Origin of the sequence: Lederbergia citri (assembly GCF_018343625.1) — a bacterium.
GTDB lineage: Bacteria > Bacillota > Bacilli > Bacillales > Bacillaceae_C > Lederbergia > Lederbergia citri.
On the sequence record NZ_JAGYPG010000002.1, the window covers coordinates 606229 to 622992 of the forward strand.

At 36.5% G+C, this 16764-nt stretch carries 11 protein-coding genes and 1 riboswitch; all 11 genes read right to left on the bottom strand.

From position 1 onward, the window contains the following. Positions 1-320 precede the first annotated feature (320 nt). Positions 321-1283 carry a D-2-hydroxyacid dehydrogenase gene (locus KHA97_RS11615; protein ID WP_213124902.1) on the bottom strand — a complete coding sequence of 321 codons (963 nt, stop codon included), beginning with the start codon at positions 1281-1283 and terminating at the stop codon, positions 321-323. A 373-nt stretch (positions 1284-1656) separates the two neighbouring features. Beyond that, positions 1657-2559: a sugar phosphate isomerase/epimerase family protein gene (locus KHA97_RS11620; RefSeq protein WP_213124903.1), complete on the bottom strand. Its 903-nt coding sequence runs from the start codon at positions 2557-2559 to the stop codon at positions 1657-1659. A gap of 17 nt (positions 2560-2576) precedes the next feature. Further along, positions 2577-3260: an orotidine 5'-phosphate decarboxylase / HUMPS family protein gene (locus tag KHA97_RS11625; RefSeq protein WP_213124904.1), complete on the bottom strand. Its 684-nt coding sequence runs from the start codon at positions 3258-3260 to the stop codon at positions 2577-2579. 42 nt (positions 3261-3302) lie between these two features. After that, entirely contained in the window at positions 3303-4340 is a 1038-nt protein-coding gene (locus KHA97_RS11630) for a zinc-binding dehydrogenase (protein WP_213124905.1), read from the bottom strand. A gap of 952 nt (positions 4341-5292) precedes the next feature. Next, on the bottom strand, positions 5293-5796 hold the full coding sequence (locus tag KHA97_RS11635; RefSeq protein WP_213124906.1) for a sigma-70 family RNA polymerase sigma factor: 504 nt from the start codon (positions 5794-5796) through the stop codon (positions 5293-5295). Positions 5797-6059: 263 nt separating this feature from the next. Continuing rightward, a complete protein-coding gene (locus tag KHA97_RS11640) occupies positions 6060-6674 on the bottom strand; it encodes a competence protein ComK (RefSeq protein WP_213124907.1) in 615 nt (204 codons plus the stop codon). A gap of 627 nt (positions 6675-7301) precedes the next feature. After that, positions 7302-7931: a response regulator transcription factor gene (locus KHA97_RS11645; RefSeq protein WP_213124908.1), complete on the bottom strand. Its 630-nt coding sequence runs from the start codon at positions 7929-7931 to the stop codon at positions 7302-7304. A 48-nt stretch (positions 7932-7979) separates the two neighbouring features. Then, positions 7980-9674 carry a methyl-accepting chemotaxis protein gene (locus KHA97_RS11650; RefSeq protein ID WP_213124909.1) on the bottom strand — a complete coding sequence of 565 codons (1695 nt, stop codon included), beginning with the start codon at positions 9672-9674 and terminating at the stop codon, positions 7980-7982. 316 nt (positions 9675-9990) lie between these two features. Beyond that, a riboswitch (cyclic di-GMP riboswitch) is annotated at positions 9991-10082 on the bottom strand. A 246-nt stretch (positions 10083-10328) separates the two neighbouring features. After that, entirely contained in the window at positions 10329-12023 is a 1695-nt protein-coding gene (locus KHA97_RS11655) for a methyl-accepting chemotaxis protein (RefSeq protein ID WP_213124910.1), read from the bottom strand. Between the two features lie 148 nt (positions 12024-12171). Further along, on the bottom strand, positions 12172-15675 hold the full coding sequence (locus KHA97_RS11660; protein WP_213124911.1) for a CDP-glycerol glycerophosphotransferase family protein: 3504 nt from the start codon (positions 15673-15675) through the stop codon (positions 12172-12174). Between the two features lie 285 nt (positions 15676-15960). Next, the gene (gene tagH, locus KHA97_RS11665; protein WP_213124912.1) at positions 15961-16764 is read right to left on the bottom strand and encodes a teichoic acids export ABC transporter ATP-binding subunit TagH; all 804 of its coding nucleotides are present in this window, start codon (positions 16762-16764) and stop codon (positions 15961-15963) included.

Genomic DNA, 16764 nt, shown 5'->3' on the forward strand with positions numbered 1-16764 from the left:
AATTTTTATTACTTTCCCTCATTACAAAGCACCTCAGTGGATGCTTTTTTAAGTTTATAATGCTTGGGAAACTCATTTCTATCCACGAGACCAGATTAGTAAAATTCCAACATTTTTACTAGTGAACTAGGCATAAAAGTCTTTTTTCTTTTTTTTCTTTTTTATTCTTTATTTTACTACCCTTTGCTTCCTTCAATTCAATTTTAACGAGAGCTAGAGTGATAAATACTATAAAAGTGTTATGCGAGTAAGACACTAATTAAAAACAGAAAACCCCCTCAGCTGCAAAGACAGCTGGGAGGTTTATTTTGCCTAATTTCCTATTGATTAACAATATTTACAGCATTCCCTTTAATAAAACTTTGCACATTGCTCACCGCAATTTCCATTAAACGTTCACGAGCTTCCTTTGTCGCCCATGCAATATGCGGCGTAATGACACAATTTCTCGCTGATAAAAGTGGATTGTAAGCTTCCGGTGGTTCGGTAGACAGAACATCTACGGCCGCCCCGGCGATGCCTCCTTCATTCAATGCATCCGCCAAAGCTTGCTCATCAATTAACGGTCCCCTAGAAGTGTTAATTAAAAATGCGGATTTCTTCATTAAAGCAATTTTTTCAGCGTTGATCAATTTTTCCGTATTTGGTGTCAATGGACAGTGAAGGCTGACGACATCAGACCTTTCCATTAATTCCTCAAGTTCTACCCATTCTACCCCAGCCACTTCAGGAGGAGTTCGACGTCCACTTCCAACAGCTAATACATGCATCCCAAACGCTTGGGCAACCTGCGCCGTTTGCCTGCCAATTCTCCCCAATCCAATTAAACCAATCGTTTTGCCAGCTAGCTCGATCAGCGGAGATTTTGCAAAAGAAAAGTCGATACTGCGTGTCCATTCTCCTTCGTAGACAGCATCACTATGCCGTCCTACATGGTGGCATAGCTCCAAAAGCAATGCAAATACTAATTGAGCCACTGATTGCGTACTATAGGTCGGCACATTCGTAACGATGATTCCCCGTTCTTTCGCAGCCTCCGTATCAATAATATTATAGCCAGTCGCAAGTACACCGATATATTGCAAATTTGGTAACGCTGATAAGGTCTCTCTCGTCATTGGCGTTTTATTCGTCAACACGATCTGCGCATCCGCTGATCTCTGAATAATCTCATCTGCATTCGTTCGATCATAGATTGTTACATTCCCCAATCTTTCTAAACTTGCCCAGTCCAAATCACCCGGATTTAATGTATAACCATCTAATACAACTATGTTTAGCATTATATTTCCTCCGCCCTTATGTATTCCGATCCTCCTTATTATTATACAACAGGGCTAGATAGGGCGAATTTTTTATACTTAGCAATTAGGAGGGGATTGATTTCGGAAGTCGTCAGTCTAAAGATTGGCTGAAAAACTCGTAATCTATTACAATGAAGCCCTTTGCTCCTTCTATTCCATTGAACTACATGACCAGACCCAATATGCGCCCATCAATCAATTATTAAATCTCTTGCTAATGCGGGGTTGTCCCCGCCGCGTCCAACAAGTCGACAACGTTCCCAGTTTTCATCCCTGTAGTATACGCGGGCGAAATCTTTATTAGAGCAGTCCCCAGGTGAAATTCTTCCTATCAAAAACTAATTTGAGAATTTCAATGGGGTAGGATATAGTACTTGTTAATCATTTCTCGCAAAAAGTCAACAGACTCTTTTAACTCATAAAGGCCATTGACACCATCTTCAATCGAAATCCATCCATTAAAATTGACGGATTTTAATATGGAAAAAATCTTGTGATAATCATTTAATCCTTTTCCGATGACACCGTGTGAAAGGGCATCCGAATACCCTTCTTTCACATATTTTTGTATATCATCTAATGAATATCCTTCCGTTAAATAGCGATCACTGGCATGCATAGTAATAAGACGATTTTTAACTTCTTCCAATAAAGCAATGGGGTCCTCATCTGCAAATAATGCATTGGAAGGATCATAATTAACACCAAAATATGGAGATGATATTTGGTCAATAATCTGGAGATATATTTCCGACCTTTGCGCGAATTCCGAGTAAACCCAAAATCCATCCTTATAATGGTTTTCCATAACAAGATGGACATTTTTACTCTCTGCATATGGCAATAGCTCACGAATGGAATTAACTGTCCACTGTATTCCATCTTCTATTGATACTTCTGGTCTTCTTTGACCTGAAAGAACTCTACATGATTGAAAATCTCCCGGGCCAAGAATATGCATGATATCAATTACTTTTTTCATTTTCTTTATCTCATTTTCTCTAAACGATGCATCAGGATGGGTAAAATCTGGAGAAGAGCACATCATCGGTATGCTTAAACTTTCTTTTTGCACTGCCTCTTTTATACTTATTAAATATGCTTCAGACGAATGCTTCAGAAAGGAAGGATATAGTTCTAGTCCATCCGCTCCAAGCGTTCCGGCCTGTTTGATCCATTCAAAGACATCCATTCTTCCATCAGACAATACTTCCAAATAGCCTTTTGGAAATACGGAAACACGAGGTTGATTCATCCTATATCTTTCCTCCTTCACTGAGAATGTTTTACCTGATGAACGAGATCAGCCAATATTCTTTTAAGTTCTTCTTTATTTGTGCTGGGACTAAATTCTTTTTGATCGATGACTAGTGGCGCGCCGATTACTACTAAAGGTGCACCGTGTTTGGGCATTTTCGCAGCTTGTTGAATCGACAGGCCTCCGACAGCTTGAATCGGTATTGTAACAGCTTTAAAAACGTCTTCTAAATGATCGAAAGGGCTTCGCTCCGGATTTTCTCCCCTTTCATCGAATCCTGTATGTACAATAATATAATCGACACCATTTTCTTCTAATAATTTTGCAGCTGCTACAGGATCCTCTGCGGCCATAATATCGCCCATAACCTCTATTCCGTAATCCCGTGCTGCTCTTACCACTGCCCTGATTGTCGCTGGATGAGCAACCCCCATAACCACAACATGAGTAGCCCCAGCCTTTGCCATCATTTCCGTTTCCAAATATCCACCATCCATCGTTTTCAAATCCGCAACGATCGGATGGTCGGGAAATTTTTTTCTTAAAGCAGCTACAGCATGAAGTCCCTCGGCAAGAAGTAGTGGGGTACCCGCCTCAATCCAATCCACCCCTGCCTCTACAGCAATTTCCGCCATTTCTAACGCTTCTTCCGTACTTGTTAAATCAAGAGAAATCTGGATAATAGGTTGAACAGACATATTCATCCATCCTTTCTGATAAAATTAATACGATTTCATATTTTATGAATTTGGTAGTATTATAGACTTCGCGTGCAATAATGAGTCCATATCTTTAAAAGCACTCTCCCATTGATCAATAGGATAAATTTTTGCCATCGGTAAAGGATCAATCTCACCCTTATTCATCAGTAATAAAACCTTTTCCCACATAGGATAATTATGGCTAAATGAACCTTGTAATTTGACCGCTTTTTGAATTAAAGGATCAAGCGAAAAGCCAACGGGTTCCGGTCCCCAACCAATCTTCGTAATTTGCCCCCCTGGCCGAACAACTTCAATGCTTTGTTTCAACGTGGTTGAATTGCCGACAGCATCTAGTACGAGATCTGGACCTAAGCCATCTCCTTGTTGCATAATCTCTTTTACTACATCTTCCTTACTAGCATTAATGATATGGTCTGCACCAAATTTTATAGCCATTTCCAGACGATTAATATCCTTATCAATCCCGACAACAGTTAAGATGGATGGAGAAAAAAGCTTAGCAATCTGTATGCACATTAACCCAATTGGCCCTGGTCCAAACACAACAACATGGTCCCCTGGCTTAATATGAGAATGATGTGCCACAGCATTGTAAGCAACACAGGCAGGTTCAGTCAAAGCAGCTTTTTCAAATGAAACATCGGAGGGAATGTGGTGGACAATAGCCTCCCGAGTTCTTATATATTGTGCCATTGCACCATCATCCAATACTCCGAACCCTTTCCGATCCGGACATAAGTTATATTGGCCGGTTCTACAATAAATACATGACTCGCATACGTATGATGGGGTTTCACTAACAACCCGTTCTCCTTTTTTGAAATCCCTTACATCTTTACCAACATCAACAACCACTCCCGAAAATTCATGACCCAAAATGACAGGGCGCTTTACTTTAAATCCTTGTACATCATGGTACATATGAAGGTCGCTTCCACATACCCCCACAGCCTCAACCCTCATCAAAATGTCCTTAGGACCAATTTCCGGTATTGGGACATCTTTCAAAGCTACATTCCCTTTACCTTCCGCAAAATTAACTAAAGCTTTCATCAGAAGCCCCCTTGAAATTTATAGATAATGATGTGTCTAAGTACACTTTAGGATCTATTGCATGTATTTGAACTAATTTCGTCATATTGATTTTAGGCAGTATATCTTTTCTGCTAAAACTTGTTCTATAATATCATCACAGTCATAAGCAGCCGCACCATTTGTTTTTAGTCACCTTCTATGTGCTTTTTTATGCTGGAATAATTCCTGCTACAAGACTATTAATCTCAGGAAATACCCACTCGCAAAAGAATTTTGCATTAGGGTTTCATCGAGATCAAATGTAACTTCTATCGCAAACTGCAGTTCGGGCATTCGATGTTTCAAAAATTATGTTTACACAAAAGACCGTATTCAGCACATAATGCATGGCAATACAAACCAATAAATTTTGTGTATAAGCAATGTTTATCAAAAAATATATCTATTATAATATCATATAATCAAAAGGATTTGACATAATAGTTTATATTTTCTGTATATAGGTAATTAGGGCTTATCAAAATAAGGTTTGCTATAACTTCTTAGCAATATCTTTTGTAATAATAGTGGGATGAATATTGAAATCTTTTATAATATATATGAAGACTATACGCTAGCGACCGCCAGTTACTACTATTGGGATGAGGATAGTATGGTGTAGGTATGGAAACAGAACCTATAAGGAGGTCTAATTTGACAAGCTGTTTAAGAAGCTCTGTTAAGGGTGCCGTGAATAACTTATTTATAGAGATGAATAAACAGAAGTTATCCGTTTGGCATTCTAAAAATCCGAAAACCGAACGAATAGCTATTATCAATTTCTTCGGGCCAGGACATAGCAATATATAAGAATTCCCAGAGTCGAATAGGTTCTGGGAATATTTTTTGCTTGTATCATCTCACTCTTAAAATGATTGACAAGGATCGCCCTGGTATAGCCCTATCAAAGACTACTCATCTATCACTACCTCTATAAATCTATTACACCCTCCTCAAGATTCCGACGTATCTTCTGAATAGCTCCCGCTCGCCATTTCTTAACTGCCGACAAAGACACTCCTTCTTTCCCGGCAATTTCCTGTACACTCAATCCATAGTAGAAAGTATCAATCACCCACAATTTCTGCCTCTCAGTCAGTCCTTTACAGTAGGGATTTAATTGCTCTAGCTCCATTGGCGCCATAACATTTTCATCGACGGTCATCTCCCAAAATTCCTCGTCAGGATACACATTTTTTTCTTCGAACCGACTCATCTTCGTCAACTCGGTCAAAATCCGCCCTTTAATATACGAATAGGCATAAGTGGAAAACTTGCCCTTCTCTCCATCAAAACGTTGATAAGCATCCCACAAGCCTATCAATCCCGTTTGATAAAATTCATCCTGATTTTTGTAGATCCCTAGTGACTTCATTACATGAAATATCATTCTTTCGTGCATCTTGATTATTTCTTCAAAACGTTCTCTTTCCATTCCGTTTCCTTCCTGGAAAGCGCGCTTTCAAATGTTTTCTCGAGTACTTTAAAGATAGTAAGAATGAACACTTGACGCGAATGAACGTTTTGAGGGAAATAACGATTTTCTACCTATATTTGAAGAAAAATGGCTTTATTTAACCTTTTTCTCCTAGGCTATTTTCGAGAAATGATATGATTTCTATTCGTAATTTTCTATTTTAGGAAAATGGAAATAAAATAAAAAAATGTTTGGGCAATATTTCACCCAAACACTTTTGGTTAACTTATATGTAAAGAATATTCCTTATTAATATCGTAATCTACTTCTACAATTCCTTTATTTGTCTGTTTAAAGTGAAAGATAGTTTTGTTTTCATTAATAAACAGTGCCTCTTTTTGCGGTTCATATGTATAGGGTAATGTTGGTATTGTTCTCTTTTCGAAGGTTTTTTGTAAGTCTTGTGCGCGATATTCCCTAGTTTTGAAGAGATCCTTACTGATATTAATGGTAATCGTATGATCATATTCCATTAAGACTTTCGTTTTATTATTAGGCACAGGAATACTATCTTTTATATGATTCAACGAAAACCAAACACAATTTTTATTTTTGGGGGACATGCTAGGAAACCAGTATATACCTAAACTTCCACAGATTTTAATCGGCGGCATATCAATATTCCCTAGAGCAGCTTTCGTAGCTTTTTTCGCAGCATTTAAACCGCTTCCATAATGAATCAAACTATTTTCAATGATTTCGATAGGACTTAATTTGACTATAAAAACTTTTTTAGCCTCTAAGACACGAGTATAAAAATACCCATTCTTAACGAAAACTCCCATAAGTGCCATTGTAAAACGGTTAATAATATAATCATCTCTCATTTTTTTCATACACCATACTCCCCTTTTCAGTAATTTTTCAGATAAGAGATAGTACACATGGATGATATTAAACTAAGATGTATTAATTTAATTTAAAACCTTTAACCGCTCTATCGATCACCACATTCCAAAAATACAATTTTCACATCTTTCTATATTATTGCACATTTAGGACTATTTATCTATATTTCAACATTATATCTTTTAAAATTCGACATTTTATTATAAAACCTATCATTTCATAGGTAAAAATAACTAATCAACTCTGAAGCTCTATTACTGGGAGGATTGCACTAGAAAGTATAAAAATTGATATGTAGCAGCCCTCTTTATCCTTTGAGAAAAGTTTGGAATAATATTTTGTCATTGATTACGAAACTACGAATACAAGTTCGTTGAATGCATTTCTTCATTTCATATCAATTTTGGATATATGTAATTCTATTAATGTATTATGGAAGTTCTATTAAACTATTATATAATTTAAAAAGACCTCGTGCTGAAGCACCTGATCTCTCTAGATATATGACAAAGTGCAGAGTCCTTTGACCATACACATAATATTTTCCTACAATTTGAATTTTCTCTGCAATAAATAAAGAGAAAGGCTGACACTTTCATAACCTAATAACCTAATTACAAAGAAAACCACTGATTTTTAATTGCATATAAGACAGCGTTTGTTCTATCACTTACATTTAACTTTATAAACATTGTACTTATATGATTTTTCACTGTTTTTTCCTTAATATTTAAGTGTTTAGCTATGCTTTGATTCTTATGACCTTTTACAATTAACTCCAATATATCCCATTGCCGATTTGTTAATAATTTTGCAGGTCTGTTCGATAATATATTGGATATTTTTTTTCTTTGCTGAAATAAGGTAGGGACTAATTTAGGATGAATATATTGATTTCCTTTCAACATAAGGTTAAAAGCATATATTAACTCACTAGTCTTCATTCCCTTTAGTAAATAACCATGTAAGTTAATTTTAAATAGTTCGGGCAGATATTCCCCCTCAGAGTCCGATAGCCGTACCGTAATAATTACATTATCATCTTTATAGGAATCAACTACTCTACGTAAATCTATATTCGATTTAAAATCTAATATAATTAGATAGGGAATGTGGTTGCTTCCAAAAATAAGATTAGAGGGTATATGATCATATACCCTTACTGATTGTGTCAGTTTTTTTTCAATCGTCGGAACCCTCTTGTGTAACAAATTTATTTCTTTATTTATTTCAATGTTGCTCATTTATGACATCTCCTGTATATCCTTCATGCTTTGCTATAATTGTAATTATTACAGAACAAATCGACTGACCAGGCCATTTAGGTTTTCAGCTAATTTAGCTAGATCATTAGAACTATTTGCTACTTCCTCCATAGAACTGCTGATTTGCTCGGATGAAGCAGAAGTTTGTTCCACTCCAGCAGCAGATTCTTCGGAAATTGCCGCAATTTCTGTTATGGATTCGTCCATTTTTTTACTACTCTCAGCAATGCTTGAGATATTTTTGGAGACAATCTTAATATTATTCGTCATTTCTGATACAGCAAGACTGATTCCGTCAAAGGTTTCCTGCGTTCCTTCAATTTGCCTCGTTCCTTGTGCAACTTCTTTATATCCTTCTTCAAGGGATTCTGTAACTATACCAGATTCATTTTGGATGCCATTTACGATGGCAGTAATATCCGATACAGACGCGGATACTTGTTCTGCCAGTTTTCGAACTTCATCTGCCACTACTGCAAAGCCTCTACCTTGTTCCCCTGCTCTAGCCGCTTCAATCGCTGCATTCAATGCAAGTAAATTCGTTTGGTCTGCAATCTCTTGAATAACAGAAACCAGCTTAGAAATCTCTTGAGATTTTTCGTCTAAACCTTTTACCTTATCCACCGCATCATGAACGATTTGATCAATTTTCGCCATTTGCTGACTAGAAGCTTCCATTAATTGGCTGCCTTCATTTGTCATTTGTAATACATTATCGGAAGCCTGCTGTATACGTTCTCCATTGTCGTTAGCCTCTTGGACTGTAGCGGAAAAAGATACCATAATAGAAGCCAATTCACCTGCACTCGTGGCTTGTGTTTCTGTTCCGGTAGCCAATTCTTGCATAGTAGCGGATATTTGTTGAGAACCGGCATTGACCTCATTTGCCGATTGAGTTAATTCTTCACTCTGTCCTGTAATGGATTCAGACACGTAGCTGATTTCACTGATCAAATCACGTAATTTTTTACTCATTTCATTTGTAGAGATAACAAGCTGGGCAATTTCGTCCCGTGATTTCGTTCTTAATGGCTCCTGGCTGAGATTCGCACTTGAAATCAACTTCATTCGCTCCATTACCTTTTTAATAGGGGTAGTAATGATAGTAGAAGTGATGAGCGCTGCCGCTATACTAACAATTATGACTAAAATAATCGAAATTAAAGCTACGTACAATGTCTCGTTGCCACTTTTCATAATGCTTTTTCCATGCTTTTGAATTAAGGCTTCTCTATCTGTTGCTATTTTTTCAAAACGATCCATGATATCACGAGCTTCATTTGTCGAGATTGCGAGATTTAATATAGCTTGCTCCTTATTGCCCTTGTCATACTCATTAAAAACATCCTTTATAACATGCTCTCTCCATTTGGAAGTTCGCTGAATAAGTTCCTTAAATTCAGCTGAAGCACCTAATTCTTTCGCCATCTTTTCATAGTGCTCTGCTTTTTTTATTTCATCTATAAATCTATCTTTATAATCATTATAACCAAATAGGACATAACCTCGCGCCAAGCCTATACTGTTGGCCATTCTGGTTTCCAATTGTTCATCTGCAATCAATATTTGAAGATCTTTACTTACCATATTTTCAGTATCCTTATTGACTTTATTGACTGATATGTAGATATACACACCAAAGGCAATGAACAGCAAGATCACAAGAGAAAAGCCAACTAATATTTTCATTTTTAAGCTTTTAAAATTAAACAAATTTTTCATGTTCTTCCTCGTTTCGTATAAGATTACATTAAAGCTTCTTTTCAAGTTTTTTATTGTGAATGTTTTCACAAACCAATCCTTTTTATGTTTTCAAACAAATTACTTATCACTTACATAGATCTTTTTAAATGTGGTCTTTTTTTAAACTGTTAAACTAAGTGAGTCCAAATTTTATTGTCTACTTTACAAGTAATAATTAAATAGTTTAAATATTAATGAATATTGTCCGTTGTTTACCTCCTCTTTGCATACAAAAAGGCTATTCTTAAAACAAAGAATAGCCAAAAAACTATTTCACATATGAAACAGTTAACTATTTGGCAGCCAGGCAATCATAGTTTTTTCGAATTAAACCTTAGACCCTTGGCTTTGCGTCCTATTTTTTCAAATAGTTTGCCTTTTTTCTGATTACGTTTATATGATTAATTACCTAATACTTTTATATCATACAATGTTGACTTCCAAAATTCAACAAAAATCTTCATATATTTGGTAAAATTGCCGAATTATGTCGAATATCGTTGAAATAATTGCATTATAAGTTGAACAAATACTTGAAATTTCTTCCTCCTTTGCATAATACAGAGCTTTAGACCTTTTCTAAAACAATATAAAAGGATCCTTTCCCATTTTGGGGACTGGATCCTTATCTAATTAAAGCTTAAACCTATTAATCAATCCATTTAAATTCTCTGCTAACTTAGCAAGATCTGCTGAATTATTTGCGACTTCTTCCATCGAACTACTAATCTCTTCAGAAGAAGCGGACGTCTCTTCTGCTCCTGCAGCGGATTCTTCAGAGATTGCTGCAATTTCCGTAATAGAATTTTGCATTTTTTCGCTGTTAGAGGAAATGTGCATGATATTATCGGATACCGTTTTTATATTCTCTACCATTTCTGTAACGGCAGAACTGATTTTTTCAAAGGTTTCTTTTGTTGATTCAATCTGATTTGTGCCTTGGGCTACTTCTTTATACCCTGCCTGCAAGGAGTCAGTTACAATGCTGGATTCATTTTGTATGCCTGCTACGATACCCGTAATATCTGCTACGGAATTCGAAACTTGTTCCGCGAGTTTCCTTACTTCATCAGCAACGACCGCAAATCCGCGTCCTTGTTCACCCGCTCTAGCTGCTTCAATGGCAGCATTTAACGCTAGTAAATTAGTTTGATCGGCAATATCTTGGATAACAGAAACTAATTTAGAGATTTCCTGAGATTTTTCGTCTAAGCCTTTTACCTTATGAACAGCATCCTGAACAATCTGATCGATTTTTTCCATTTGCTGGCTAGAAGTTTCCATTAATTGGCTGCCTTCATTTGTCATTCCCAATACGTCCGTTGAAGCTCGCTGAACGCGTTCGCCATTTTCATTCGCTTCATGTACCGTCGTGGAGAATGTCACCATGATAGCAGCCAATTCACTCGCGTTTGAAGCTTGCGCCTCTGTGCCCGTTGCGAGTTCTTCCATTGTAGCTGCAATTTGCTGCGAACCTGAATTAACCTCGTTTGCAGATTGCATCATTTCTTCGCTCTGACTCGTGATGTTTTCAGAAACCGTATTGATCTCACTTACCAATTCTCGTATTCTTCCATTCATTTCATTTGTCGCAACAACCAGTTGTGCAATTTCATCACGCGATTTCGTTTCTAGTGAACTTTGGCTTAGATCTCCGCTTGCTATTAACTTCATTCGCTCCATTACTTTCTTAATTGGACGGGTAATAAAGTTTGAAGTGATCAGGGCAGTAGCAATGCTAACGATAATCACTAAAATAATAAAAATAGATACTATATATAATGTATTTTCTCCATTGGATATGATATCTTTCCCCTGTTGTTGAATGATATGTTCCCTATTTATAGCAAGTTTTTCATATTCTTCGATGATACTCTCTGCTTCTTTTGTCGCAGCTACATGATTTCTATTGGCTAGCGATTTTTGTCCTTTATCATATAAGGCAAACACATTCGTTTCGATATCTTCTTGCCAAGCCATCGTACGTTGGACAAGTTGTTTAAACTCATCAGAAGCTCCTAAGTCTATTGCCCTTTTTTGATCTAATATCGCTTGCTCTGTTAAAGCATAAAACTGGTCCCTGTAATCATCATTTTCAAATAATAAAAAACCTCGTAAAAGCGAGACTCGATTTGCCATATTTGCTGACAATTGGTCATCTATGATTAATATTTTAAGCTCTTTATCAAGAATATTTTTTGTATCATTATTCACATTTTTAACAGTTAAAAAGTTATATAGTCCAAAAACAATAAACAATAAAATAACACAAGAAAATCCGAATAAAATTTTTGTTTTCAAGCTTTTAAAATTGAATAATTTCTTCACGTGTCTACCTCTTTCTTGTAAATTTTCTTAATGAAGATATTTCGTAATAGGAAAGAATTACTACTATAATGATAGACTAGAGTTTTCCAATATTCAACAGTGTTTCCTTAATTTCTACATGAAAAAGGAGCGTCTTTGGACGCCCTTTTTATCGCAATGGACGGTAAAACGATTCCATCGCCATTTCGTTGTAGTATTTATAGTCAAATGCTTCTGGACGAAAGCTTTGTTCTTTATTTGCTATCTGATGTAATCCTTCTTCCAAACCTTGAATACTATTCTCCACCAATAAGCCGTATTTCCCATCCTCGAGTACTGTCCGATTTGCAATAATGTCTGTTGCGACTATATTCATTCCGAGCGTCATCGCCTCCAGCAAGACCATGGGCTGTCCCTCATAATGGGACGAAAGGACAAAGCAATCGCATTTTTTCAAGAAAGGGAAGGGATTTTCAAGTTGGCCTAGGAGGAACACGCAATGATTTAGGTTTAGTTCCTGTATTAAAGTTTTGAGCTGCTTTTTTAAGGCACCTTCACCTATAATATAAAGCATACTATTAGGATGAGTTTTATGAAATCTTCCGAATGCTTTAATCAAATTATCCTGCCCTTTTTCAGGCGAAAGTCTCCCCATTGTGGCAAAATTAATATTTTTGCTGCTAGGTTCGAGAACGAATTGACCGTCCACTTCCATGCCAAGAATACGCAATGCCTTTTGATTTACCCAGCCTAGCGAAGGAATGTGTGAATATGTCCCTCGTAAAGTCGTTGCTTCTTTATCAATGTTTACAATACTGCCTTCGAGTTCATTATCAACTTCTACTTTCTGACCATATGGCTTTGTCCATACAGAATACTTTTCACCTAACTCCAATACGACCTTTTTTGATACCTCGACTTCTTTGATTACGATAGCTTCCTTTAATATTTCAAAGGCTTTAGAATCAAGCCAGCCAATTTTTTTACCATCATGATAAAATAAAAAGCTATGTCCATACCTTGTTTTGATTACTGCTTTTATTGTGACGATCTCGTCTTCCAACCATTTTGCCGGTGCAATTTCTTTTGCATTCCAATGGGGATAAGCGTGAGTGTAAATAAGGCGATTGCCTGGATTTACAATTTTTGCATAGACTGGATTGATAACTTTTACTTCACTTAACGTTCGATTTGCAATATTTTTTATTACATTCTTTTTCCATTGATAATTTCTTGTTTTTAATAACTTTCCTTTTAGAATATCCCCATCATACACGTGAAAAGCGGAATTGCTGATCCAACCGAGTACCGTCCCATTAATGGAAATCCTGCTATACATACCACGCGGAGTTTCCACTTCTTTTTCAATATCAACGATTACATCCTTATAATCCGCACTTCCGGAAATTTTCTCCGCTCCAGGAACTTTATATGGCATGGACCATATTTGATTCCCTTTTGGATTCGCTAGCTTAGCTATTTTACGAACTTCTTTTTCGCTTAAAATACTGTCTGGAAGTAATTCCACTGCATCAGCGCTAATCCAACCAATCACTTGGTTGTTATGACTAAATTTATAATACGAATCCGCTTTTCTCGTTATTAATACTTCAGCGTTTTTTAAATCTAGTTCTAACTTAAACTCTTTAGCACCTTCATTAAAAGGAGGCAGATTCCAAGCCCACTCCCCTTTTATCACCGCTCGTGCTCTGAAATGTTCTACACGAGGTGCCTCATCTTCTATTTTTTCCTCTATTTCATTTTGTAAAATCCTCGTTGGGTTAATAGAATTTAATACGTAATCAAATTTTTCCTCAGCTGCATATTTTGACAAGTTCGCTTTGTTCACTTCCATCGTCCCTTCAGAAACACTGACGAGCTTATCAAACTGATCATAGACCGAAAAGAGCCCGCGTAAATTAATGCGGTGCGGTCTTTTACCATTGACGACTTTTTCACTATCCGAAAGCATATCCGAATGCAAAAAGCATAATTTCTTTTTTGCATCAGCAACCATTAAATATTTGGCCCAATACAGACTGTAGCCGCTAAAGTCAATGCAATAATCAAACTTTGATTTACCAAATAACCGTTGATGTTCCCTCAGAAAAATATACTCTGGGAATATTTTTTTGGCTAAAAACCCATTCCTACCACGGTTATGAATGAATTTGTCTCGATAATGCTCCGCGATATTGTAAACTGGAGCGCCACCTTTAAAAAGCAAGCGGACATGTTTATTGATTTTTTCAATATTCCTCAAAAATTCTTCGTCACTAGAAGCTGGTAGAAAACAACTGACATCATATGTATCGTAATCAATATTATTCGTTAAGTTAATAAAGGAAGAGGTGATCCCGTTATTCCTCATTCCACCTGGGTAAATCAAGATTTTTTCCTTTGTAGAATCAAGATTAGTGATGGTATTAAATTTTTTACCATAGTTTTTAAAAATATAGTTCACGATTCTTTCTGTAACATTGCCATCGTCATGATTAGTAAATCTACTTTTCATTTCTTGATATTTTTTGCGATAGGAGGTTTGTACGTTTTCAATACCGCGAATCGCCTCGACGAGCTCAATCGCGTTGAAGAGCAAGGGCCCTGGGAGTTCATCGTTCTTTAAATATTGCCCTCTTTCCTCGTTATACACATCAAGATCCCATGTGTAAAACAGAATCGGCTTATCCGTTACAAGAAAATCGAAAAAGATGCTGGAATAATCGGTAACCAACAAATCCACCATCGAAAGCAATTCATTCGTATCAACGAAATCTGGAACAAGTCGATTTCGAAGGGCAGAATGCTTTGACGCCTCTTTATATAGATAAGGATGAACCTTTACTAAAATATTGTATTTGTGCCCCATTTTAAACTCCAAATCATTCATATCAGCAACGATGTGATGCACATCATTATTAACCTTCGCGACATTCGTTCCCTTCCACGTTGGCGCGTACAATATATTTTGCTTTTGATCATCAATACTCAAACCATATGAGCGTAATCGTTGTTTCATTTCATCGGGATCCGTATTCAACGTTAAATCAATCCGTGGATAACCTTCTTCAATAATTGTCCCCGGGTATAAACCATTCAATTTATAACTGTCAGTGAATATTTTCGTCGTATGAGCGTTAGGACTTAATATATAATCTGTGCTCAAGAAATTTCTCACAACATTTTGTGAGTGAACAGGATTTCCTGGGATATCATAACCCATTAATTTTAATGGAGTTCCATGCCATGTATTTATGTATATTTGCTCTTTTTTCGGAATGACGAAATTTTGAAACGTCGAGTTATTAATTAGGTATTCACAAGTCGCCAAATATTTGAGATATTCCTTGGAGTTCCGCTTTACAAATTTTACATTATAGTAGTTTTGATATTTAGATATGGCACTAGAGACAGCTTTAAAATCTTGAATCGACCAAATATGCATATAATGACGAAACTCCGGATTCCCAACCATATATTTAAACATCGCGTAAGGGCTATCAGTCATACTGTTGCCATCACGACTTTCGTAAAGAATCGTCTTTTTCTTCACTCCGCAAGTTTTATAAAACCTCGCATACTGCTGAACCCGCCGCTGACTTCCCCGGAACACATAATCCGTTATTGGATCTATCACGAATTTTATCCTTCGTTTTAAGACCTTCCTGTTCATCTTCGTTGCAACCCCTTTTGATGCTGGAATACAGTAGGTAGTATGTGCGAAAGAGGGAGAATTATGAACGAGTTGCACTAATACAGCATAATCATTTAGAAATTAATTAGATAAACAGACTGCCTAGCATAATAAGGAGTAGACTCGTGATAGGAAATAATGCAAAAATAACCTTCTTCACATACGAAGGGATTGCCTATTTTTAAGTGTTTACTAAAAAGCGGCTCGAGCTGATGTTGAATAACAAATCCGCCTTATTAAAAAATGTCCACTATAATATGTACATTACCCTATAACAGCAATGCCTTTTTGCTTCTTCATGATTTCTTGTCGGTACTCTTTCTGTTCTTCTTTTGTCATCGCCTTGTGCTTCTTCAAGAAATGTTCATAATCCGGAATTACTTCATTTACTGGACCGTAAGCTTTTATTTCTCCAAACTCTAGCCAAATAGCTTTATCGCAGAATTCTTTAACCTGTCCCATTGAATGGCTGACAAAGAAAATGGTTTTACCTTTTTCTTTAAACTCAAACATCTTATCTTTGGACTTTTGAGCAAATACATGATCCCCTACTGAAAGTGCCTCATCAATGATAAGAATATCAGGGTTAACGGTAACGGAGATAGCAAATCCAAGCCGTGATTTCATGCCGCTAGAGTACATTTTAACCGGCTGATCAGTAAATTTTCCGATATCGGCAAATTCAATAATTTCTTCTTCCATTTCCTGAATTTCTTTTTTCTTGAATCCGAGCATTAAGCACTTTAATTCAATATTTTCTCTGCCTGTTAATTGATTATTCAATCCAGATGAGATGGCAATTATTGAGGTTTGCCCAACTGTCTTTACGGTCCCGGATGAAGGAGGAATGACACCCCCTATGATATTGGATAGAGTTGATTTCCCTGAACCATTCATGCCTATAAGCCCGATGACGTCACCTTTATTTGCCGTAAACGAAATTGCTTGAAGAGCGTAAAAATCTTCCCCGCAACCCTGTGGTAAAATAACATCCAGTAGCTTTTCTTTCGTTGATTTGTACATTTTATATTTTTTATAGACGTTTTGAACAACAACCGTTTCAGACAT

Bases quoted from the DNA above. Each gene is read 5' to 3' on its own strand.
- KHA97_RS11615 (WP_213124902.1), bottom strand. From the start codon at position 1,283: ATGCTAAACATAGTTGTATTAGATGGTTATACATTAAATCCGGGTGAT.
- KHA97_RS11620 (WP_213124903.1), bottom strand. From the start codon at position 2,559: ATGAATCAACCTCGTGTTTCCGTATTTCCAAAAGGCTATTTGGAAGTA.
- KHA97_RS11625 (WP_213124904.1), bottom strand. From the start codon at position 3,260: ATGTCTGTTCAACCTATTATCCAGATTTCTCTTGATTTAACAAGTACG.
- KHA97_RS11630 (WP_213124905.1), bottom strand. From the start codon at position 4,340: ATGAAAGCTTTAGTTAATTTTGCGGAAGGTAAAGGGAATGTAGCTTTG.
- KHA97_RS11635 (WP_213124906.1), bottom strand. From the start codon at position 5,796: ATGGAAAGAGAACGTTTTGAAGAAATAATCAAGATGCACGAAAGAATG.
- KHA97_RS11640 (WP_213124907.1), bottom strand. From the start codon at position 6,674: ATGAAAAAAATGAGAGATGATTATATTATTAACCGTTTTACAATGGCA.
- KHA97_RS11645 (WP_213124908.1), bottom strand. From the start codon at position 7,931: ATGAGCAACATTGAAATAAATAAAGAAATAAATTTGTTACACAAGAGG.
- KHA97_RS11650 (WP_213124909.1), bottom strand. From the start codon at position 9,674: ATGAAAAATTTGTTTAATTTTAAAAGCTTAAAAATGAAAATATTAGTT.
- KHA97_RS11660 (WP_213124911.1), bottom strand. From the start codon at position 15,675: ATGAACAGGAAGGTCTTAAAACGAAGGATAAAATTCGTGATAGATCCA.
- tagH (WP_213124912.1), bottom strand. From the start codon at position 16,764: ATGTCTGAAACGGTTGTTGTTCAAAACGTCTATAAAAAATATAAAATG.